This window comes from Kitasatospora fiedleri, from assembly GCF_948472415.1.
GTDB classification, from domain to species: domain Bacteria; phylum Actinomycetota; class Actinomycetes; order Streptomycetales; family Streptomycetaceae; genus Kitasatospora; species Kitasatospora fiedleri.
Window position 1 is genome coordinate 6,261,072 of record NZ_OX419519.1, and the last position, 20,704, is coordinate 6,281,775.

15 protein-coding genes are annotated in these 20,704 nt (G+C 74.8%); 4 read left to right on the forward strand and 11 right to left on the reverse strand.

Going from position 1 to position 20,704, the window contains the following annotated elements; all coding sequences use genetic code 11:
- Nucleotides 1-182: 182 nt before the first annotated feature.
- The 4 genes from QMQ26_RS28275 (at nucleotide 183) to QMQ26_RS28290 (ending at nucleotide 7,789) form a co-directional block, all read left to right on the forward strand.
- The gene (locus QMQ26_RS28275; protein ID WP_282203175.1) at nucleotides 183-2,069 is read left to right on the forward strand and encodes a toxin glutamine deamidase domain-containing protein; all 1,887 of its coding nucleotides are present in this window, start codon (nucleotides 183-185) and stop codon (nucleotides 2,067-2,069) included.
- A 158-nt stretch (nucleotides 2,070-2,227) separates the two neighbouring features.
- On the forward strand, nucleotides 2,228-2,614 hold the full coding sequence (gene paaI / locus QMQ26_RS28280) for a hydroxyphenylacetyl-CoA thioesterase PaaI (RefSeq protein ID WP_100839776.1): 387 nt from the start codon (nucleotides 2,228-2,230) through the stop codon (nucleotides 2,612-2,614).
- A 175-nt stretch (nucleotides 2,615-2,789) separates the two neighbouring features.
- Complete coding sequence (locus QMQ26_RS28285; RefSeq protein WP_282203176.1) at nucleotides 2,790-6,905, forward strand: bifunctional nitrate reductase/sulfite reductase flavoprotein subunit alpha; 4,116 nt, start codon at nucleotides 2,790-2,792, stop codon at nucleotides 6,903-6,905.
- 173 nt (nucleotides 6,906-7,078) lie between these two features.
- Nucleotides 7,079-7,789 carry a ferritin-like domain-containing protein gene (locus tag QMQ26_RS28290; RefSeq protein ID WP_404813976.1) on the forward strand — a complete coding sequence of 237 codons (711 nt, stop codon included), beginning with the start codon at nucleotides 7,079-7,081 and terminating at the stop codon, nucleotides 7,787-7,789.
- A 26-nt stretch (nucleotides 7,790-7,815) separates the two neighbouring features.
- On the opposite strand, the gene QMQ26_RS28295 is transcribed toward QMQ26_RS28290, so the two are convergent.
- From QMQ26_RS28295 to QMQ26_RS28345, 11 genes are all read right to left on the reverse strand, one after another.
- Nucleotides 7,816-9,078, reverse strand: a complete 1,263-nt coding sequence (locus QMQ26_RS28295; RefSeq protein WP_282203178.1) for a phenylacetate--CoA ligase family protein — start codon at nucleotides 9,076-9,078, stop codon at nucleotides 7,816-7,818.
- Between the two features lie 12 nt (nucleotides 9,079-9,090).
- Entirely contained in the window at nucleotides 9,091-9,930 is an 840-nt protein-coding gene (locus QMQ26_RS28300; RefSeq protein ID WP_282203179.1) for an SDR family NAD(P)-dependent oxidoreductase, read from the reverse strand.
- The gene (locus QMQ26_RS28305) at nucleotides 9,927-11,327 is read right to left on the reverse strand and encodes an MFS transporter (RefSeq protein WP_282203180.1); all 1,401 of its coding nucleotides are present in this window, start codon (nucleotides 11,325-11,327) and stop codon (nucleotides 9,927-9,929) included. The genes QMQ26_RS28300 and QMQ26_RS28305 overlap by 4 nt, the downstream gene beginning before the upstream one ends.
- The gene (locus QMQ26_RS28310) at nucleotides 11,324-11,503 is read right to left on the reverse strand and encodes a hypothetical protein (RefSeq protein WP_282203181.1); all 180 of its coding nucleotides are present in this window, start codon (nucleotides 11,501-11,503) and stop codon (nucleotides 11,324-11,326) included. Before QMQ26_RS28310 ends, QMQ26_RS28305 begins: the two co-directional genes overlap by 4 nt.
- Nucleotides 11,437-12,534, reverse strand: a complete 1,098-nt coding sequence (locus tag QMQ26_RS28315) for an AMP-binding protein (RefSeq protein ID WP_282203182.1) — start codon at nucleotides 12,532-12,534, stop codon at nucleotides 11,437-11,439. The genes QMQ26_RS28310 and QMQ26_RS28315 overlap by 67 nt, the downstream gene beginning before the upstream one ends.
- Nucleotides 12,531-13,595, reverse strand: coding sequence for an ATP-grasp domain-containing protein (locus QMQ26_RS28320; protein WP_282203183.1), 1,065 nt, complete (start codon nucleotides 13,593-13,595; stop codon nucleotides 12,531-12,533). Before QMQ26_RS28320 ends, QMQ26_RS28315 begins: the two co-directional genes overlap by 4 nt.
- Nucleotides 13,592-15,031 (reverse strand): KamA family radical SAM protein, encoded by a 1,440-nt coding sequence (locus QMQ26_RS28325; protein WP_100839770.1) that lies wholly within the window; start codon nucleotides 15,029-15,031, stop codon nucleotides 13,592-13,594. The genes QMQ26_RS28320 and QMQ26_RS28325 overlap by 4 nt, the downstream gene beginning before the upstream one ends.
- The gene (locus QMQ26_RS28330; RefSeq protein WP_282203184.1) at nucleotides 15,031-16,740 is read right to left on the reverse strand and encodes a class I adenylate-forming enzyme family protein; all 1,710 of its coding nucleotides are present in this window, start codon (nucleotides 16,738-16,740) and stop codon (nucleotides 15,031-15,033) included. Before QMQ26_RS28330 ends, QMQ26_RS28325 begins: the two co-directional genes overlap by 1 nt.
- A 106-nt stretch (nucleotides 16,741-16,846) precedes the next feature.
- A complete protein-coding gene (locus QMQ26_RS28335) occupies nucleotides 16,847-18,265 on the reverse strand; it encodes a flavin monoamine oxidase family protein (protein ID WP_282203185.1) in 1,419 nt (472 codons plus the stop codon).
- Nucleotides 18,262-18,591 carry an acyl carrier protein gene (locus QMQ26_RS28340; protein WP_282203186.1) on the reverse strand — a complete coding sequence of 110 codons (330 nt, stop codon included), beginning with the start codon at nucleotides 18,589-18,591 and terminating at the stop codon, nucleotides 18,262-18,264. Before QMQ26_RS28340 ends, QMQ26_RS28335 begins: the two co-directional genes overlap by 4 nt.
- A gap of 156 nt (nucleotides 18,592-18,747) precedes the next feature.
- The gene (locus QMQ26_RS28345) at nucleotides 18,748-20,385 is read right to left on the reverse strand and encodes an AMP-binding protein (protein WP_282203187.1); all 1,638 of its coding nucleotides are present in this window, start codon (nucleotides 20,383-20,385) and stop codon (nucleotides 18,748-18,750) included.
- Nucleotides 20,386-20,704: the final 319 nt, after the last annotated feature.

Below are 20,704 nucleotides of genomic sequence, written 5' to 3' on the forward strand. Positions count from 1 at the left end.
CGGCCAAGCGCGCGCTGCCCGACGACTCAGCGCCGCCCTACGATCCCACCCCGCCCACCGAATCCGCGCCCCGCACCGAGCCCACCCCGCGCACCGAGCCCACGCCGCCCACCGAGCCCACCCCGCCCGTCGAACCCCCGGCGAAGCGCCGCCGCACCCCCGCGTATGAGAACGACCCGGCGGTGCTGGAAGGGCGCGGCTTCCGGGCGGTCGGGCCCGACCACCCGCTCGCGCACGAGCTGGTCGACTACCTGGGCGGCGAGCCGAAGCTGCACCCGCCGATGAGCAACAAGCTGCTGCAGAAGGTGAATCCGCACGAGACGCCGGTCCACCACGACCCGGACGCGCCCCGGCCGGGCCGCGACCTGAACGCCTGCCTGGAGAACGTCGAGGCGTACCGGGACACCCACTTCGGGCGGCCCCGGGTCTCCGGGCAGACCCTGCACGGCGAGGTCGAGCACGCGGGCGGCGACGCGCTGTGGAAGCGGCACGACGCCCCGGCCCGCTTCGGTGAAGGGCCTGGCGCCGTCAAGGAGTTGATGGAGCGGGTGGAGGCCGGCGGCCCGGGCAGCTTCGCCACCGTGATCGGTGCCGGCCCGCACGGTGACGGCCACGCCGTCGCGCTGGTCCACGACCGCGACGGCACCCTGCGCTGGGCCGACCTCACCGACCGCCGGGTCAGCACCGCCGACGGACGGCTCCCCGGGGGCTTCGGCGAGGGCTGGACGCTCTGGGCCTCCGTCGCGGGCCCGCACGAGCAGAACCTCTCCGGCCCGCACGACCCGGCCTTCATGGACCGCTTCGGCACCCTGAACGCCCACGGCGCCGACCCGTCCGACGGCATCGGCGTCAGCCACACCGCGCCCGCGGGGGCCGCCACCGCGGGGACGTTCTCGCCGCTGCCCAAGCTGCCGAAGCCGCCCTTGACGCTGAAGTTCCGGGGCCAGTACGACCAGGAGGTGCGGAGCCGGAAGAACGCCGACCAGGACCTGGACCGCGCCGCCGCCGACCTGCGGGACCTGATGACGCGGGACCACGTCGACCACCGCCGCGGCCGGCGCATCGGCGACGTGATCGAGCTCGGCCCCGCGGACCACCCCGACGTCACCTTCGACGTGCGCACCCGGGAGTTCTCCTCCAAGCTCGACCCGACCACGCTCAGCGACCGCTATCCGGGGGTCGCCGGTCCGGCCCGCAGACTGCTGGAGAACGGTCTGCGGCGCAGCGGCGGGACCGTCACGAACGGGCACCTCCTCGGCGACTCCGAGTTCCTGGCCGCGTACGGGGCGCAGGACCCGGCCACCCAGGGGTACTGGCACGAGCAGGACGCCCGCCTGGAGGAACTGGACGCCCTGGCCGCGGACCTGGCGGTCCGCCGGCACTCCGGTCGGCCCGCCCCGGACGCCGTGGGCCAGTTGCTGACCCCCCAGGCGGACGCCGTCCGGCACGCGCAGGACCTGCTCGGGCAGCACCAGGGTTTCGTGCTCGGCGAGAAGCACGGCGACCCCGCGACCTGGACCTTCCTCCGCGACAACATGGCGGCCCTGCACGCCAACGAGGTCAGGACGGTGTACCTGGAGCAGTTCCGGGACGACGCCTTCCAGCGCGAGCTGGACGACTACCTGGCGGGGGACGGCACCAGGAGCGCGCTGTTCGAACAGATCGTCCGGCGCCAGAGCGGCCGCAACGCCGACGCCGTCCTGGACGTCCTGGAGCAGGCCAGGGTCAACGGCGTCGACGTCCGGCTGATCGACGGCTACCCGGCCCGCAAGCCGAAGGACCCCGTCCCGCCGGGGCTCCCGGTGGACCCCAACCTGTACCAGCGGGCCCGCCGGATGAACGCCTACGCGCACGAGGTGATCAACACCCACCGGGCGGAGCCGGGAACCGCGGGTCGGTACCTGGTCGTGGTCGGCGCGCACCACGTCGGCACCCATCCGGCACCGCCCGGCAGGCCGCCGGCCCCCGGCATCGCGGACACCCTGGGCATCCCCGGAGTCCGTTTCCGCCCCGGCCCGAACGGGCTGGCGGCCCCGGACCCGTTCCTGGCCCTGGAGCCGGTCCAGTAGCCCGGGGCCGCCCGTCCTGTTCTCGTCCTGTCCCCGTCCCGTCCTCGGACGGGACGGGGACGTCATTGACAGGCCGTCAGCGCGGTCGGTCTAATGCTGCTTCGCCGAATGACCAGCTCACCGGGGGAGCCGTCGTGGGACGTTCCAGGATCGACGCAATGTTCGAGCGCGACCGGGCCGCCGTCGGGGCGGGCATCGTGCTGGAGGAGGTGTCCGGAGGGCGCGCGGTGGCGCGGATGAAGGTCACCGAGGAGATGGCCAACGCGCACGGCATCGGGCACGGCGGGTACGTGTTCCTGCTCGCCGACGCCGCCTTCTCGTACGCCTGCAACAGCTACGGGCCGGTCGCGCTCGCCCAGGGCGCGCAGATCAGCTTCCTGGCCCCGGCGCAGCTCGGCGACGAGCTGGTGGCGGAGGCCGTGGAGCGGACCCTGGCGGGCCGGCAGGGCGTCTACGACGTCACGGTGCGGACCGCCGCGGGCGCGGTGGTCGCCGAGTTCCGGGGCCAGAGCGTGCTGGTCGCCGGGGTGCCGCACAGCAGCTGAGCCGCCGGGCCCGCGGGTGCGGGCGGCCCCCCGGCGGGGCGTCGCGGCCCTCACCGGGCGGCCCGCTCCGCTGTGCGGCCGGTGTAACCGCGGGCCGTGCGCCGCGGAGACAGCCGCGAAACGCGCCCTTCCTACAGTCGCCGCAGGCAGGTGCAGGTCGAACGGAAGGGCTCCCGTGGCCGGACAGGTGGCGCAGGACGCAGCGAAGCCGCAGCGACCGGGGACCGGACAGGTCAGGTCGGTCTGCTCCTACTGCGGGGTGGGCTGCGGCCTGCTCCTGGACGTCGGCACCGGCCCGGACGGCCGCCGCACCGTCCGGAAGGTCTCCGGCGACCCGGACCACCCGGCGAACCGGGGCCGACTGTGCACCAAGGGCGCGACCACCGCGGACCTGCTGGCCGCGCCCGGACGCCTGACCACCGCCCTGGTGCGCACCGTCCGCGGCGAGGACCCGGTGCCGACGCCGGCCGCCGACGCGATCGCCGCCACCGGGCGGCGGCTGCGGGCGATCGTGGACGAGCACGGGCCGGACGCGTTCGCGCTGTACGTGTCGGGCCAGCTGAGCCTGGAGGCCCAGTACCTGGCCAACAAGCTCGCCAAGGGGTACGTCCGGACCAACCAGATCGAGTCCAACTCCCGTCTGTGCATGGCCAGCGCGGGCACCGGCTACAAGCTGTCGCTGGGCGCGGACGGCCCGCCCGGCTCGTACCGGGACCTCGACCTGGCGGACGTGTTCCTGGTGATCGGCTCCAACACGGCCGACTGCCACCCGATCCTGTTCCTGCGGATGATGGACCGGGTCAAGGCGGGCGCCAAGCTGATCGTGGTCGACCCCCGGCGCACCGCCACCGCCGCCAAGGCCGACCTGTTCCTGCAACTGCGCCCCGGCACCGACCTGGCCCTGCTGAACGGCCTGCTGCACCTGCTGCACGCGAACGGGCACACCGACCAGGAGTTCATCGCCCGGCACGCCGAGGGCTGGGAGGCGATGCCGGAATTCCTCGCCGACTACCCGCCGCACCGGGTCGCCGAACTCACCGGCCTGGCCGAGTCCGACATCCGCCGGGCCGCCGAACTCATAGGCGAGGCCGGGGAGTTCACCAGCCTGTGGACGATGGGGCTGAACCAGTCCACGCACGGCACCTGGAACACCAACGCGCTGGTCAACCTGCACCTGGCCACCGGCACCATCTGCCGCCCCGGCAGCGGCCCGTTCTCGCTGACCGGCCAGCCCAACGCCATGGGCGGCCGCGAGATGGGCTACATGGGCCCCGGGCTGCCCGGCCAGCGCTCCGTCCTCGCCGCCGCGGACCGGGAGTTCACCGAGCGGCTGTGGAACCTGCCGCCGGGCACGCTGCGCGCCGACGGCGTCGGCAGAGGCACCGTCGAGATGTTCCGGAGGATGGCCGACGGCGAGATCAAGGCGTGCTGGATCATCTGCACCAACCCGGTCGCCTCGGTCGGCAACCGGCGCACCGTCATCGAGGGCCTGGAGCGGGCCGAACTCGTCGTCACCCAGGACGTGTTCACCGACACCGAGACCAACGCCTACGCCGACGTGGTGCTCCCGGCCGCGCTGTGGACCGAGACCGAGGGCGTGCTGATCAACAGCGAGCGCAACCTCACCCTGGCCCGCCCCGCCGCCGACCCGCCCGGCGAGGCACTCCCGGACTGGCGGATCATCGCCGAGGTCGCCCGCGCCATGGGCTACTCCGAGGGCTTCGACTTCACCGACGCCGAGCAGGTCTTCGAGGAGCTCAAACGGGCCCACAACCCCGCCACCGGCTGGGACCTGCGCGGCGCCTCCTACCCCCGGCTGCGCGACACCCCCGTCCAGTGGCCCGCCGCCGACCCCGAGGGGCCCGACCGCAACCCGATCCGCTACCTGCGACCCGACGGCACCCCGCGCTTCCCCACCCCCTCCGGCCGGGCCGCCTTCCACCCTCGCCCGCACCTCGATCCGGCCGAACTCCCGGACGACGACTACCCGTTCGTCCTGAACACCGGCCGCCTCCCGCACCAGTGGCACACCCTCACCAAGACCGCCAAGGTCGCCAAACTCGCCAAGCTGAACCCGTCGCCGTTCGTCGAGATCCACCCCGAGGACGCCGCCGCGCTCGGCATCGGCGAGGGCGACGGCGTCGAGGTCTCCTCCCGGCGCGGCCGGGCCGTGCTGCCCGCGAAGGTCACCGACCGCGTGCAGCGGGGGAGTTGCTTCGCCCCGTTCCACTGGAACGACCTGTTCGGCGAGTACCTGTCGGTCAACGCCGTCACCTCCGACGCCGTCGACCCGCTCTCCTTCCAGCCCGAACTCAAGTACTGCGCGGTGGCGTTGACCAGGGTCCCGACGCCCACCGCCGCGCCCGCGCCCGCCGTCCCGGTCGCCGTCCCGCCAGCCGTCCCGCCAGCCGTCCCGATGGCCGTCCCCGCGTCCGCCGCCTCGGTGTTCGGGCTGGACGCCGCGTCCCCGCCGGTCCTCGCCGAGGGCGAACGCCGCTACCTGGCCGGGTTCCTGGCCGCCATCCCGACCGGACGGCCCGGCGTGCCGGTGCTCCCCGCCGACGCCCCGTTCGACCCCGGGCACGCCCAGTGGGTCAACGGCGCCCTGGCCGGCCTGTACTCGCGGGCCGCCGAACCCGCCCCGGCCGCGCCCGCCGCGCCGACCCGGCAGCTCCTCGTGCTGTGGGCCTCGCAGACCGGCACCGCCGAGGAGTTCGCCGTCACCGCCGTCGCCCGCCTCACCGCCGGCGGCCACCCCGCCGCGCTGCACGCGATGGCCGACACCGACCCGGCCGCCCTGCCGGGCGACGCCGACCTGCTGCTGATCACCTCCACCTACGGCGACGGCGACGCCCCCGACAACGGCGCCGGCTTCTGGGACGCCCTCACCGCCGACCGCCCCGCCCGCCTCGACGGCCGCCGCTACGCCGTCCTCGCCTTCGGCGACTCCAGCTACCAGGACTTCTGCGGCCACGGCCGCCGCCTCGACACCCGGCTCGCCGAACTCGGCGCCCACCGCCTCGCCCCGCGCGCCGACTGCGAACCCGACGACGAGAACACCGCCGACAGCTGGCTCGACAGCGTCCTGACCGCCCTCGGCCAGGCCGCCGCACCCGCCGCCGCCCCGGCTTCGCCCCCGACCACCACCCCCGCAGCCCCCGCAGCCCCGCGCCGCAGCACCGTCCCGGCCCGGCTGGTCGGCAACCGCCTGCTCTCCGGGGCCGGTTCGGGCAAGGAGGTCCGCCGCTTCACCTTCGACACCGGCGACCTCGGCCTCCCGCTCGACTACGCGGCCGGCGACGCGCTCGCCGTCCACCCGGTCAACTCGACCGCCCTGGTGGACGAGTGGCTCTCCGTCACCGGCCTCTCCGGCGACAGCGCCGTCACCCTCCCCGGCCCCGGCGAGCTGCCGCTGCGCGAAGCGCTCGCCCGGCACCTCGACATCACCAGGGTCAGCCCCGCGCTGCTCCGCCTCACCGCCGAACGCACCCGCGACGGGCGCGAGTTGCGCGCCCTGCTGCGCGCCGACAACACCGACGCGCTGGCCCGCTGGACGTGGGGCCGCCAAGCCGTGGACGTGGCCGCCGAGTTCGCCGTCCGGGCCTCGGCCCAGGAGTGGGCCGAGGTGTTCGGCAGGCTCCAGCCCCGGCAGTACTCGATCTGCTCCAGCCCGCTCACCGACCCCCACCAGGTCTCGCTCACCGTCTCGGTGGTCCGCTGGGACAGCCTCAAGGGCCGGTCGCGCGGCGGCGTCTGCTCCACCCACCTGGCCGACGCCGAACCAGGCGCCACCATCCCCGTCCACCTCCAGCGCTCCCCGCACTTCCGCCCGCCCGCCGACCCCGCCACCCCCATGGTCATGGTCGGCCCCGGCACCGGCGTCGCCCCCTTCCTCGGCTTCCTGGACGACCGCCGCGCCCGCGGCCACCGGGCCCCCAACTGGCTGTTCTTCGGCGAACAGCACGAAGCCACCGACTTCTACTACCGCGAGGAACTCGCCGCCCACCTCGCCGACGGCACCCTCACCCGCCTCGACACCGCCTTCTCCCGCGACCAGCGCGCCAAGGTCTACGTCCAGGACCGGATGCGCGAACACGGCCACCACCTCTGGTCCTGGCTCCAGGACGGCGCCCACTTCTACGTCTGCGGCGACGCCTCCCGGATGGCCAAGGACGTCGACCGCGCCCTGCACGACCTCGCCACCACCCACGGCGGCCTCACCCCGGCCGACGCCGCCGCCTACGTCAAGTCCCTCGCCGCCGAGAAGCGCTACGTCCGCGACGTGTACTGAGCGGAGCCCGCGCCAGCTATTTGAACGCGTTCAGGAGTGCGGTAGCGTACGGGTCGGGCGCCGCCGAACCGTGGTGTTCGTCCCGGTATGCCCGCGTGCCGTCGGCGCGGCGGGCGCAGCACAGGCACGAGAGCGGGGGCGCAGCCATGCCCGGAAGCGGTTTCGGTGAGTGGGTGGCGGAGTTCGAGGCGGAGAAGGCGCGCCGGGAGTGGATCGCCGATCCGGAGTGGGGGCACGGGGTGCGGCTGCCCCCGGTGGTGGCGCGCAGCCTGCAGAAGTTCCAGGTGGGGGAGAACGGGGACGGGGCCAACCTGCGGGCCAAGGCCGACCTGGCGGGGGACGCGGAGTACTCGGCGGCGGTGCGGCTGTTCATCGCCGAGGAGCACAACCACGCGCGGCTGCTGGCCGAGTTGCTGGGGGCGGCCGGCGTCCCGCTGCTGGACGGGCACTGGAGCGACGGGATCTTCGTCCGGGTGCGCCGATTGCTGGGCCTGCGCACCGAGTTGATGGTGCTGATGGTCGCCGAGCTGGTCGCCGTCGAGTACTACCGCAGCGTGCGGGACGGCCTCGCCGACCCGCTGGCCCGCGAGGTCACCGACCGGATTCTGCGCGACGAGCGCCGCCACATCCCGTTCCACGTCCGCCGGCTGCACCAGTCCGCCACCGAACTTCCGCCCGCCGCCCGGCCGTTCATGAACCTGGTCTGGCTGCTGCTGGCGCTGGCCGGCGCCCTCTTCGTCGCCGTCGACCACGGCCCCGCCCTGCACGCCGTCCGGGCCTCCCGCACCCGCTTCCTGCTCGCGGTCACCCGGCACGCCTGGTCGGTCGGCGCCCGGATGACCGCCCGCCCCGGGCGGGTCGCGGCGGACCCGCTCACCGAGTAGGGCGGCCACCCGTCGGCGCGTCGCGGTCAGTGCGCGGGGCGCTCGTCGATGACCTGGCGGAGCTTGCCGGTGCGGGGGTTGGTGACGAGCTCGCCGCGCGGCACCCATTCGAGCCGGAGCGGGTGGATCGCGCCGATCGCGGTCTCGGAGACGTACGCGGGCCGGGCGTCGAGGACGGCCTGCCGCAGGGTCTCGGTGAAGGCGGCGGAGGGCGGGGCGTCGGTGGTGTGGCCGAGCCGGATGACCAGGCCGTCGCGGCCCTCCCAGCGCCGTTGGACGAACTGGAGGCCGGTGATGCGGTGGTCGGGGTCGTGGGCGAGCAGCACGTCGCGGACGTCCTCGGTGGGCATGGTGACGATGCCGATCCGGGCGCCCTCGGTGGAGCGGCCGAGCAGCCGGAAGGTGCGGCAGTCGGCGTCGGTCCACTCGGCGCGGTCGCCCGCCGGGTAGCGCAGGATCGGCACCAGGGTGCGGAACAGGTTGGTGACCACCACCCGCCCGGGGACGCCGGGTTCGGTGATCGGCTCCCCGGTGGTGTCGTCGACGAGTTCGACCACCGTCCGGTTCGGGAAGGCCCGGTGGACCCGCAGGTCGTCCCCGGCGGGCACCGGCCCGGCCACCAGTCCGGCGTCCACCGAGGCGTAGCCGATCGAGGAGAGCGCGGCCTTCGGGAAGGCCGAACGCAGCAGCGGGCGCAGGTCGTTGAAGAGGATGTCGCCGCCGAACAGGATCAGTTCGACCTGCGGGGCGGGCCGGTCCTGCTTGAGCAGCGTCTCGGCGACGGCGGACAGCTTCATCGGCTCGCCCGCCAGCACGTCGACGCCGAACGAGTGGATCAGGTCGGCCACGTACTCGTCCGGCGCGGTGGCCACCGGCAGCCGGACGTTGTCGATCGGCGCGTGGTGCAGGGCCCCCTCGATGAACAGGAAGCCGCTGTAGAACTCGCCCGCCCGGAACAGGTTGGCGACCTTCTGCCCGGGCTTGAGCCCGGCGTCGACCAGCCCGGCGCCGAACGCGCTGACCGAGTCGACGTGCTCGGAGCGCGTCCACGGCGAGAACTTGGGCGCGCCGGTGGTGCCGCCGGACTTGTAGACGGCGGCGTCGGTGAGCGGGCCGGTCAGCAGCCGGTTGTCGGGCCAGCGGTTGGCCGACCAGAACGCGACGTGGTCGATCAGGGGCAGCTGGGCGAGCGAGGTGACGACGGCGGGCACGTCGCGGTACAGCTCGGCGTAGAACGGCGAGTGCCGCCGGGCGTGGTCGACGAGCGCGTGAAGTGGCAGTGCGGGCATGGCGGTTGCTCCTCAGGGCAGGGGGTTCAGGCCGATCCAGTCGTGGGCGAGCCGCTGGACGGCGCTGCCGTCGCGGTCGGCGAGCTTGGCGTCCAGGTAGGCCGCCGCCCACGGCCCGGTGGGGATGCGGAACGGCGGCCGCTCCTCGGCCAGCGCCCGCAGCACCGCCTCGGCGACCTCCGCGGCGGGCTGCCCGGCACCCGCCCAGTGCGCGCCGATCCGGGCGCCGTACGCGGCGAAGGTCTCCGCGTACGGGCCCGAAGCGGCCTGCACGGTACGGCGGTTGACGTCCGGGAAGATCCCGAAGCGGGTGTCCGGGACGTAGCCGGGCACCAGCACCGACACCCGTACGCCGTGCGCGGCGGCGACCGGGGCGAGCGCCTCCATGAAGCCCTCGACGGCGAACTTGGCCGCGCAGTACGCCTCGTTGAAGGGCTGGCCGACCACGCCGTGCACGCTGCCGATGGTCAGCAGCCGCCCGCCGGAGGCGCGTAGCAGCGGCATCGCGGCCCGCGAGACGGCCACCGTGCCGAAGAAGTTCACCTCCAGGTTGGCGCGCAGCGCCTTCGCGGTGGACATCTCCAGCGTCGGGTCGAAGTTGGAGATCCCGGCGTTGTTGACCAGCGCGTCGAGCCGCTCCAGCCCGGCGAAGCAGTCGGCCACCGACTCCTCGTCGGTGACGTCCAGCCGCCGCACCCGCGCGCCGGGCGCGGCGGCCCGCAGGGCGTCGGCCCGCCCGGGGTCGCGGACGGTGGCGACCACCGCCCAGCCCGCCCGGTCGGCCGCCGCGGCGGTGGCCAGCCCGATGCCGGAGGAGCAGCCGGTGACCAACAGCACCTGGCGGCCCGTCACTTCACCACCTCCGCGGGCTCGACCGGGCCGCCGGCCCCCGCCGGGCCCGCACCCTCCGCCGGGCCGCCGGCCCCCGCCGGACCGTCCGCCTCCGCGGCACCGTCGGCCTGCGCCGAACCGCCGTCCTCCGCCGGCCCGGCGATCCGGTCCACGGCCTTGGGCAGGTCGGCGTCCATCCGGGACTGGATGCCGAGCGCGGGCAGGAAGGAGCAGGCCGCCAGCAGGGTGCCGCCGACCATGGTCCAGCGGGCCGCGTCCAGGACGCCGAGCGGGCCGGTGAGCAGGGAGACGGCGAGGCCGCCGGCCAGCGCGGCCAGCGGGATGACGCCCCAGGTGGCGGTGCGGAAGGCGGCGTGCATGACGCCCTGGTGCTGCGCGGACATCCGGGACTGCCGGGCGGGCGCGGAGCACACGTTGATGCAGGACATGAAGAAGCCGTAGCAGCCCATGGTGGCCGCGATGACCAGCCCGGAGGGCAGCGCGGGCGCGGCCAGCACGCCCAGGCCGACCAGGCAGTGCAGCAGCAGCGCCCAGGCCAGGGTCCGGCCGATGCCGAGCCGTTCGCCGATCTTCGGGGCGACCAGCGCGCCCAGCAGCGCGCCGACCGCGGCCGTGGACATCGCGGCGCCGTAGACGCCGACGGTGACGCCCAGGCCGCGGTAGGCGAGCACCGGCATGACGGTGACGAACACCGGGCCGCCGGAGTTGAGCGTGACGGCGGCCAGCACCACCCGGCGCAGCACCGGGTCCTGCCAGTTCAGCCGGAAGCCGAGGGTGAGCCGCTGCCACACCGAGCCCTGGGCGACGGTCGGCTGTCCCCACGGCCGCATCCAGCGGAAGCAGACCGCCGAGACCAGGTAGCTGGCGGCGTCGACCAGCAGCGAGGCCGCGCCGAGCGCCGCGTACAGGGCGGCGGCGATCGACGGCCCGGAGACCTCGGCGACCGAGCCGCTGCCCTCCAGCCGGGAGTAGGCGCGCACCAGGTGCGGCTGCTCGACCACGGCCGGGACGGCCACCAGGTAGCCGACGTTGAAGAAGATCGTGGCGCCGGAGACCGCCGCCACGCAGCAGAACAGCAGCGGCGTGGAGAGGACGTCCAGCCAGTACGCGACCGGGATCACCGCGACGGCCGCCAGCCGGACCAGGTCGCAGGCGATCAGGGTGCGCCGCTTGTCCCAGCGGTCCACCAGGACGCCCGCCACCGGCCCGAGCAGCGGGATGCCCAGGTACTGGGCCATCGCGACGACGCCGACCTGGAACGCCGAGGCGTGCAGCACGAAGATCATCAGGGTCGGGACGACGAACACCGTCACCCGGTCGCCGACGTTGGAGACCGACTTGCCGAACCAGAACAGGTTGAACGCCCGGCCCAGCTGCTCGGGGCTGCGCAGTTTCACAGTTCCTCCCGGACGGCGAACCCGGCGGTCTTCCCGGTGCGGTCGTTGCTGATCAGCGCGTCCACCACCCGGACCCGCACGTTCTCCGGGTCGTGCACGAAGGCGGTGCTCAAGGTGAAGGTGGCGGACAGCAGTTCGCGCCGCAGCGCGTCCGGGTCCGGCAGCTCGCCGAGCACCAGGACGTCCACCCCGCTGGCCCGGCCGCCCTGTTCGGTGACCAGCACCTGGGCCCGGGTGACGCCCGGCTCGCGCTCGACCCGGGCCAGCAGCTCGTCCACGTGCAGGCCCAGGCCGCGGACCTGCACCACGTTGTCGCGGCGCCCCAGCACCCGCATCGCCGGGCCCGGCCGCCCGCACGGGCAGGGCACCAACTCGCCTGCGTCGCCGGTGCGGTAGCGCAGCACCGGGTTGAGCATCGCCGGGTCCAGCGAGGTGAAGTCCAGCAGCCCGTCCGCGCCGACGTGCACCAGCTGGTGCGGGAACGGGTGGAAGGTGTCGGCCGGGCAGTCGGGGGAGTTGGAGCCACCACCCAGGTCTCGGTGGAACCGAACATGCCGTGCCGGCGGGCCTTGGGCGCGACGGCCGCCAGGTCCTCCTCCAGCTGCGGCTGCCACGCCTCGCCCAGCCACAGCACCTTGCGCAGCGAGGGCAGTTCGATCCCGGCGGCGCGGGCGTGCGCGAACCACAGCCGCAGCACGCTCGGGGTGCCGCCGATCGCGGTGACCCCCCGGTCGGCCAGGAAGCCCAGCCACTCCGGGTACTCCTCGGCCGTCACCGACCCGAGCGCGATCACCCGGCAGCCGGACAGGTCGGCCAGGCCCGCCGCCAGGAAGTGCGCGCCCCACATCCGGCCCGCGCCCCAGGCGTTGACGAACACGTCGTCCCGCTCCAGCGGCTGCCAGTGCTGGTGCACCTTCGCCATGTAGAACCCGGTCGGCGCGTAGCCGACCTTCGGCGCGCCGGTCGAACCGCCGCTCTGGAACAGCCAGGTCGCGCCGCTCTCGGCGGCCGGCTCCAGGTGCGCCAGCGCCGTGTTCAGGTCGTCCTTGGCCAGCGGCGGCAGCGCGGCCAGCTCCGCCAGCGAGGACGGCGCCGCCGCGTCCGCGTACCGCTCGCCGAACTCCGGTACGCCGCGCAGCAGTTCCAGCGTCCGCCGGGCCACCGCCAGGCCGTCCGCCGCTTCCGCTTCGGTGAGGGAGAAGGTCATCGCCGCACACCGCCGTTCGAGAAGCCGTGCGCGAGGCCGTGCGCGGAGCCGTTCGCGAGGCCGTGTGCCGGGCCGCCCCCGCCCGCCAGGAAGGCCGCGTGCGCGTCCCGGTAGGCGGCGAACCGGGCCCGGGTGACGTCCCGCTGCACCGGCCGGCCGGGATCGTCCAGGTCCGGGGCGATCACCCCGTCCGGCTCCAGCTCGGAGAACCAGAACCGCTCGCCGTCGTGCAGGAAGTCCACGCAGAAGAACGGGATCGGCAGCTTCTTCGCGAAGTAGCCGGTGGCGTCGACCAGTTCGGGCGGGACCTCGCAGAACTCCATCGAACCGCCCCGGCTCGCGTTGGCCACCGGCGAGCCCGCCTCCGGGGTGCGCCGCAGCGCCGCGTACGGCCGCCCGTCGATCACGTACACCCGGTAGTCCACCGTGCCGTCCCCCAGGTACGGCTGCGCCACCAGCACGGTGTCGCCGCCCTGGGCCAGGCTGGCCAGGCCGCGCACGTCCTCCCGGGAGCGGGCCAGGCAGATCCCGCCGCCGCCGCACCAGCCGGACGGCTTCACGATCGCCGGGAAGGTCAGGCCGTCCAGCGCTGCCTCGTACTGGTGCTTGGAGACGTCCCGGCCGGAGCCGATCCGCACCGACGGGACGGGCGGCACCGGCGAGTCCGCCAGGAACAGCACCGTCGCCAGCTTGTCGTTGCCCAGCAGCGACACCTGCGCCGGGAACGGCAGGTAGAACCCGGCCTGCTCCAGCACCGCGCACAGCGTCAACTGGTTGAACACGTCCATCGACTGGTACGGCAGCGAGTACAGCGCCGTGATGAACAGCGTGTCCCCGGGCGTCACCGGCTCGCCGTCCACGTACACCCGCGGCCGGCCCGGGTCGGTGCCGTCCACCGTCACCGCCTCCGGCGCGTGCATCGTCCACGCCAGGCCCAGCTCGGCGGCGATCTCCGCGTACATGTCCCAGAAGTAGTGCTTCCACATCGCCCCGGACCGGCTCGACTCCCGGTCCGGGAAGATCCAGCACATCCGGCGCAGCGGCGCCTGCGGCTCGCTCACTCGCTCTCCTCCAGTTCGCTCAGGTCGAATTCCCGCTCGGCGCCGGCCCGTTCGGCCCACCAGGCGCGGCCCTCGGGCGGCAGCGTGTCCACCGGGTCCACGTACGGGTAGCGCCGGTCCAGCCCGCCCCCGCCGCCCGGCCCCCCGGCCCCGCGCAGCTCCAGCCCGGTGCGGTAGTTCTTGGTCCAGTACGAGATGCCGCGGACCCGGTCGTAGCCCACCGCCTGGTGCACCCAGCGCTTGCCGACGTGCGGCACGTCCGCGACCAGCCGGGGCGTGGCGTAGCCCGGCAGGTAGCCGAGGATCGCCTCCTGGAGGCGCTGCGCCGCGGCCAGCGGCAGCCGCCAGTGCTCGGCGTTCGGGATCACGTCGCACAGGTAGAAGTAGTAGGGCAGCACGTTGGCCTCGCCCTGCAGCGCGAAGCACAGGTCGAGCAGCGCCGCCGGGGTGTCGTTCACGCCGCGCATCAGCACGCCCTGGTTGCGCACGTCCCGCACGCCCGCGTCCAGCAGCGCCCGGGCCGCCTCCGCGACCAGCGGGGTGACGGACGCCGCGTGGTTGGCGTGGGTGTGCACCGCCAGGTTGACCGAGCGCCGCGCGGCCAGCCGCGCCACCCGCTCCACCCCCGCCAGCACCCGGGGCTGGAGCCAGTGCTGGGGCAGGCCGACGACCGCCTTGCTGGCCAGCCGGACGTCCCGCACCGAGCCCAGCTCCAGCAGCCGCAGCAGGAACGACTCCAGCCGGGGCCACGGCACGTTCGCCAGGTCGCCGCCCGACACCACCACGTCCCGCACCGACGGGGTGCGCTTGAGGTAGTCGAGCATCTGCTCCTCGCGGTCCGCCGGACGCAGCACCAGCCGGGTCTTGGCGACCTGCGGGGTGGAGCGGCCGACCAGGTCCATCCGGGTGCAGTGCCCGCAGTACTGCGGGCAGGTGGACACCAGCTCGGCCAGCACCTTGGTCGGGTAGCGGTGGGTCAGCCCCTCCACCACCCACATCTGCGCCTCGTGCAGCGAGTCCCGGGCCGCCAGCGGGTGGCTCGGCCAGGACGCCAGCCGGTCCGCGCGCACCGGCAGCATGTAGCGGCGCACCGGATCGGCCAGGAACGCCTCGGTGAACGCGCCCGGCACCAGCGGCGCCCCGACCGCCATGGTGTTCAGCATGTGCGGCGGCACCAGCACCGACATGGTGGCGAACTCCCGCTGGTCGGCCGCCAGTTCGTCGTAGAATCGGTCGGTCAGCAGCGGCCCGAACACCTGCCGCAACTGCCGCTCGCCCTGCACGCAGTGCGCCCGCTGCCACTGCGCGTCCCGCCACTGCGCGGCCGTCACCTCCCGCCAGCCCGGCAGCCGCCGCCAGTCCGGCTCCGCCAGCGGCTGCCGCACGTACGGGTAGGGCTGCGGCGGCGGCTGACCGGAGCCGCTGTGCTGCTCCATCAGGAGACTCTCGACGTGAGCAGGCCGGCGTGCCGGGTGCGCAGCTCCCGCTTGAGCACCTTGCCGGTCGGGCCGAGCGGGAACTCGCCGTCCGCGCGGGCCACCCGCAGCGCGGCCAGCTCCGCCAGCCCGGCCCGGCCGAGTTCGGCGTTGGCCGCCTTCAACAGCCCGGCCTCGTCGGCGGAACCGGCCCCCGGCTGGAGCCGCACCACGGCGATCGGCCGCTGCCCGCCGTCCGGGTGCGGGACGCCCACCACCGAGCAGTCCTGCACCAGTTCGGCGCAGTCGGCCAGCAGCACCTCCTCCAGCGGCAGGCTGTACACCGGCCCGTCCAGGGTGTCGATCACGTCGACCGTCCGGTCCAGGTGGAAGAACCGGCCCTCGGCGTCCCGGTAGGCGACGTCGCCGGTCAGCCAGTACCCGGACAGGTGGAAGCTCTCGGTCAGCCGCGCGTTGTTCCAGTACCCGGGCGTGATCGAGGGCGCCCGCACCGCCAGCAGGCCGACCGCCCCGACCGGCAGCTCGGCCCCGTCCTCGTCCAGCACGGTGGCGTGCTCCACCACCTCGGACGGCTTGCCCACGCAGCGGTCGGCGCGCTCCGTCTCCGGCGAGGTGACCTGCCCGAACAGCGCCATGCCCATCTCGGAGGAGCCCAGCCCGTCCACGAACTGCGAACCGGGCAGCGCGGGTTGCTCGGCCTTCTCCTGCGGCAGCAGCCACGGCCGGATCAACCCGGCCGGGCGCTCGCCCAGTCGGACCAGCCGCCGGACGTGCCCGTAGTGCGCGCTGTCGCCGGTGTTGAACCAGGAGTGCACCCTGGCGGCGCCCTTCACCGGCAGCTCGCCGGTCGCCAACTCCACGAAGGTGCGCGGGAAGGAGGCCACCATGGTCGGCTGGAACGCCTCCATCACCGGCTCCACCACCGACCGCCGCCAGCCCGCCATCACCACCGTCGGCAGGCCCAGCAGCGTCGCGGTCAGGAAGTAGCTCAGACCGCCCGCGTGGGTGTGCGGCATCAGCGACATCAGCCGGTCGGACGGCTCGGCCGGGAAGCGGACCATCCGCGGCTGCTTGCCCTCCCAGAACTGCCGGTGCGCCAGGATCGTCGACTTCGGGGTGCCCGTCGTCCCCGAGGAGTGGATCAGCGCCACCACGTCCTCGGCCGCGTGCCGGTACGGGTACTCCGCCGGCAGCGGCGCGGCGGCCGCGTCGAACGCCTGCACCTCGGCGGTCAGCGCCAGGAACCGGGGCCGGCGCTGCGGGTCCTGCCGGTACGCGGACGCCAGCCGGGTGGTGTCGTCCGCCACCACCCCGACCACGCCGACGTGGTTCAGGTACCGCACCATCACGTCCGGCCGCATCGCGTCGTTCACCAGCGCCGGGACGGCCCCCAGGGCGGTCAGCGCGAAGAAGTGCAGCAGCGGCTCCAGGCCCTCCGCGACCACCACGGCCACCGGCTCGCCCGGCCGCACCCCCATCGCGTGGTACCAGGCCGCGTACCGGTCGCGCAGCGCCACCAGGTCCAGCAGGCTGTGCCCGACCAGCACCACCTCGCCGCGGTGGTCGAGCCGGTGGGAGAACGCGTACGGCACCGCCCGGTTCGGGTTCGCCTCGACCGCCCGGTCGAGGAAGTTCCCCGCGCCGAGGTCCGGATCGGTCATGAACCGCTCCCGGACGGACAGCGGGGCGAGGGGCGTCTGGTCGCTCATGGGGGTCTCCAAGCAGGACGGGTCGCCGGGGCGGCCCTCGTGGGGCGTGCACCGGTCCGGGGGAAAGTGGTCAGAAGGCTTGCCGGGATGGGGAACTGATGGAACGTCAGGTTGTGAGCAGGTCGGCGGCCGCCCGGCGGCCGGAGCGGATCGCGCCCTCCAGCAGGCCGAAGAACTCGGTACTGGTCTCGGTGCCCGCGAACCGCACCCGGCCGTGCGGGGCGGTCAGCGTCGGCCCGAGCGCCGACCAGTCGCCGGGGCCGAACAGCGCGGCGTAACAGCCCCTGCTCCACGGCTCGTTGACCCAGTCGGTGAGGTGGAAACCGACCGGCTCGGGCAGCATCGGGAACAGCCGCCGGGCCTGGTCGAGCGCCGACGCCCGCTGCTCGGCGGGCGGCAGGGCGGCGTAGCGGTGCGCCTCCGCGCCGGTGACGAAGCCGGTCAGCACGCCGGGGGAGCCCTCCGGCGGGGTGTCGTCCACCGTGGACAGCAGCGGACCGGCCGCGTTCACCGACCAGCCGGACAGCCCGTGCGCCCGCCACACCGGCTCCGGGAACACCAGGTGCAGCTTCACCGCGCAGCCCCGCCCGGTCCGCGAGGCGGCCCGCCGCACCGGCAGCCCCGGCCGGTACTCGATCGCGTCCGCGAGCAGCGGCGGCACCGCCACCACGGCCGCCTCCGCCCGGTAACTCCCGTCCGGCGTGCGGACGGTGACCTCGGCGTCGGACTGCTCGACGGCCAGCACCGGCTCGGCGGTGCGCAGCACCCCGCCGGCGTCCAGCAGCCGCCGGGCCAGCCGCTCGCACAGCCGGTGCGCGCCGCCCGCCACCCGGTCCTGCTGGGCGCCGCCCGCGAAGGCGTTCAGGTAGCGCAGGCCGCCGCCCGAGCGCAGGTAGAAGGCCATGTGCAGGACGGAGACCTTCGCCGGGTCGGCGGCCATCATCTCGCCCAGGAACAGCGGGAAGAACAACCGGGCGTCCGGGTGGGCCAGTTGCCGGTCCGCCCAGTCGGCGGCGGTCAGCGCGTCGAGCCGCCCGGCGTCCGGCGTCAGCCAGGGCGCGTCCGGGCGGACGGCCGCCGCCAGCTCCTCCAACTGCTCGAACAGGTCGCCCAGGGCGACCGCGTTCAACGGCGGGAACCGCCCGTCGGTGGTCGCCGCGGGGCCGCCCGCGCCGTCGCCGCCGTCCGCGCCCAGCGCGAACCGGCTGGCCCCGACCATCTCGGTCGGCGCGGTCTTCAGGTCGCAGGCGGACAGCAGGGCGTGCAGCTCGGTGTGCCGGTCGCCCAGGTACGCGGCGCCCGCGTCCACCCAGCGCCCGGGCGCCACCTCGATGCCCCGGGCCCGCCCGCCGACCCGCTCCCGGGCCTCCAGCACCGTCACCCGCACGCCCCGCTCGGCCAGCTCCACGGCGGCGGTCAGCCCGGCCGCGCCCGCACCGACCACGACGGCCGAACGCGGGGCGGCGGTCGGACGCGGGACGGCGGCCGGACGCGGGGCGGCGGGGGAGGGCGTGGCGGCGCTCACCGGACGGCCGTGGCGACGGCGGTGGCGGTGGCGGTGGCAGCGGTGGTGGCCGTGGCGACGCGGTCGGCGAGGCCCGCCGGGGTCGGATCGGCGAGGAAGTCCTCGAAGGTCAGTTCGACCCCGTAGGTGCGCGCCACCGCGCTCAGTACCCGGGTGGCGACCAGCGAATCCCCGCCCAGCAGGAAGAAGTTGCCGTCCGGCGGCACCTCCGCCAGCTCCAGGACGCGGCGGAACACCGCCGTCAGCGCGTCGAGCAGGTCGGTGCCGGGGGCGCCGGCGGGGGAGGGTGGGGCGGCGGGCGTGACGGCGGGCGTGTCGAGGCTCATCAGCGGGTCTCCTTCGACCGGTGCGGGGTGCGCGTGGTCCGGTGGTGCCAGCGGTGCGTGGTGCGCGGTGCTGTGCCTGAACGGTGGTGCCGCGTCCGGTCGGTGGTGCGCCCGGACGGGTGGTGCGCGGTGCGCGGTGCGGCGGTGCGCGGTGGTTCAGCCAACGGCGGTGGCGGCGGCGGTGGCGGCGGTGGCGGCAGTCGCGGCGGCGCCGCCGTGCAGCAGGTGCGAGCCCGCGCGGTCGATCTTCCCGCCGGGGGTGCGGGCCAGCTCGGGGACGACGGCGAGTCGGCTCGGGACGAGGTGGGCGGGCAGCAACTCCCGTAGGTGGCGCAGCAGTTCCTCGGAGGTCGGCGCCGCCGCCCGGTCCGCTCCGGGGCGCGGGACGACGTAGGCGACCAGCGCGGTGCGGCCGGCCAGGGTGGTCGCGGTGACGGCCGCCAGCCCCACCCGGGGGTGGGTGCCCAGGGCGGCCTCCACCTCGGCCGGGTCGACCCGGATGCCGCGGATCTTCACCTCGTGGTCGATCCGTCCCCGGTGGGTCAGCACCCCGTCCGCCGCCCGGGAGACCCGGTCGCCGGTCCGGAACCAGCGCCGTCCGGCCCGCTCGGTGAACCGCTCCGCGGTGACCTCCGGCAGCCCGGGGTAGCCGGCCGCCAGGGCGGGGCCGCCGATCAGCAACTCGCCCTCTTCGGTGAGCAGTTCCTCGACGTGCGGCAGGGTGCGGCCGATCGGCGCGCGCTCCGCCTGGTCCCACCGGCGGCCGGGCTCCGGGGTGTCGGGGCCGAGCAGGTCCACCGCGTGGGTGATCAGGGTGGTCTCGGTGCAGCCGTAGGTGTTCAGCAGCCTGATCCGGCCGCTGTCCGCCAACCGGCTCCAGTCCGCCAGCCGGGCCGGGTCGGCGGCCTCGCCGCCGATCACCACCAGCCGCAGGCAGGCGGGCAGTTCGGCGTCCGGGCCGTCCTCGGCGAGGTGCAGCACCAGCTCGTGCCAGAACGCGGTGGGCAGGTCCAGCACGGTGATCCCGCGCCGCTCCACCGCCCGCAGCAGCCGGGGGAAGGACCCCGAGTGCGCCTCCGGCTCGAACACCAGCCGGGCGCCGGAGACCAGGGTCGGCAGGATCTCCTCGAAGCAGGTGTCCCAGTTCAGCGAGGCGAACTGCAGCACCCGGTCCTGCGGCGTCACCCCGAACAGCCCGCGCAGCGAACCCACCACCGCCGAGATCGCCCGGCGCGGCGTCAGCACCGGCTTCGGCCGACCCGTCGACCCGGAGGTGAACAGCAGGTACGCGGGCTCCTCCGGCCCGACCGCGACGGCCGGACGCCACGGCGCACCGCCGTCCGCACCGCCGTCAGCCGTCCCGTCCGCACGGCCGTCCGCACCGTCGTCAGTCGCGCCGTCCGCCGCCGCGAGCCCCGCCCCGACGTGCGGCAGCCCGAGCAGCGCGGCCTGTTCGGCCGACCCCACCAGCGCGGTGCAGCCGGCCGCCGCCGCCATCGCGCGCTGCCGCTCCACCGGGAAGGCCGCATCCAGCGGGACGTACGCGCCACCCGCCGCGAGGATGCCCAGCAGGGCGACCACGGTCTCCGGGGCGTGCCCGGCCGAGACCGCCACGGGGCCCGGCCGGTCGCCCAGCGCGTCCGCCAACTGGCCGACGTGAAAAGCGAGTTGGTGGTAGCTGAGCGTACAAGCGGGAGACTCGATCGCGGTTAGTCCGGGCCACCTGAGAGCGGTTTCCTCGAACGCGTCGAGCAGATCGGAGCCCGGTCTGTTGACGCCGCCGTTCTTTGACATGCGCGCTCCAAGAAAATGCCCAGAGGTGCCCGTCCGTGCTTCGGCGAACCCGGACTCTACCTCCCGCGATCCGGCCCCACAATGGTTGTTGGGCGGGCGGTCCGAAGAATCCGTGACCGCGCCGTGAACGCCCCGTGCCCGCCTTCCGGCCACGTTCCGTGATCGCTCCGACCGGGCCGGTACGGACCGGCGACCGCCCGGCCGGTGCGGCCACGAACCCGCCCGCACAGTGCGGCTGACGGTGCGTCAGCGAATCGATCCGCCTTTCCGCCTCCCGGCCGGAATTCACGGAAAGGGCGCGCCCGCACGATAACCACCC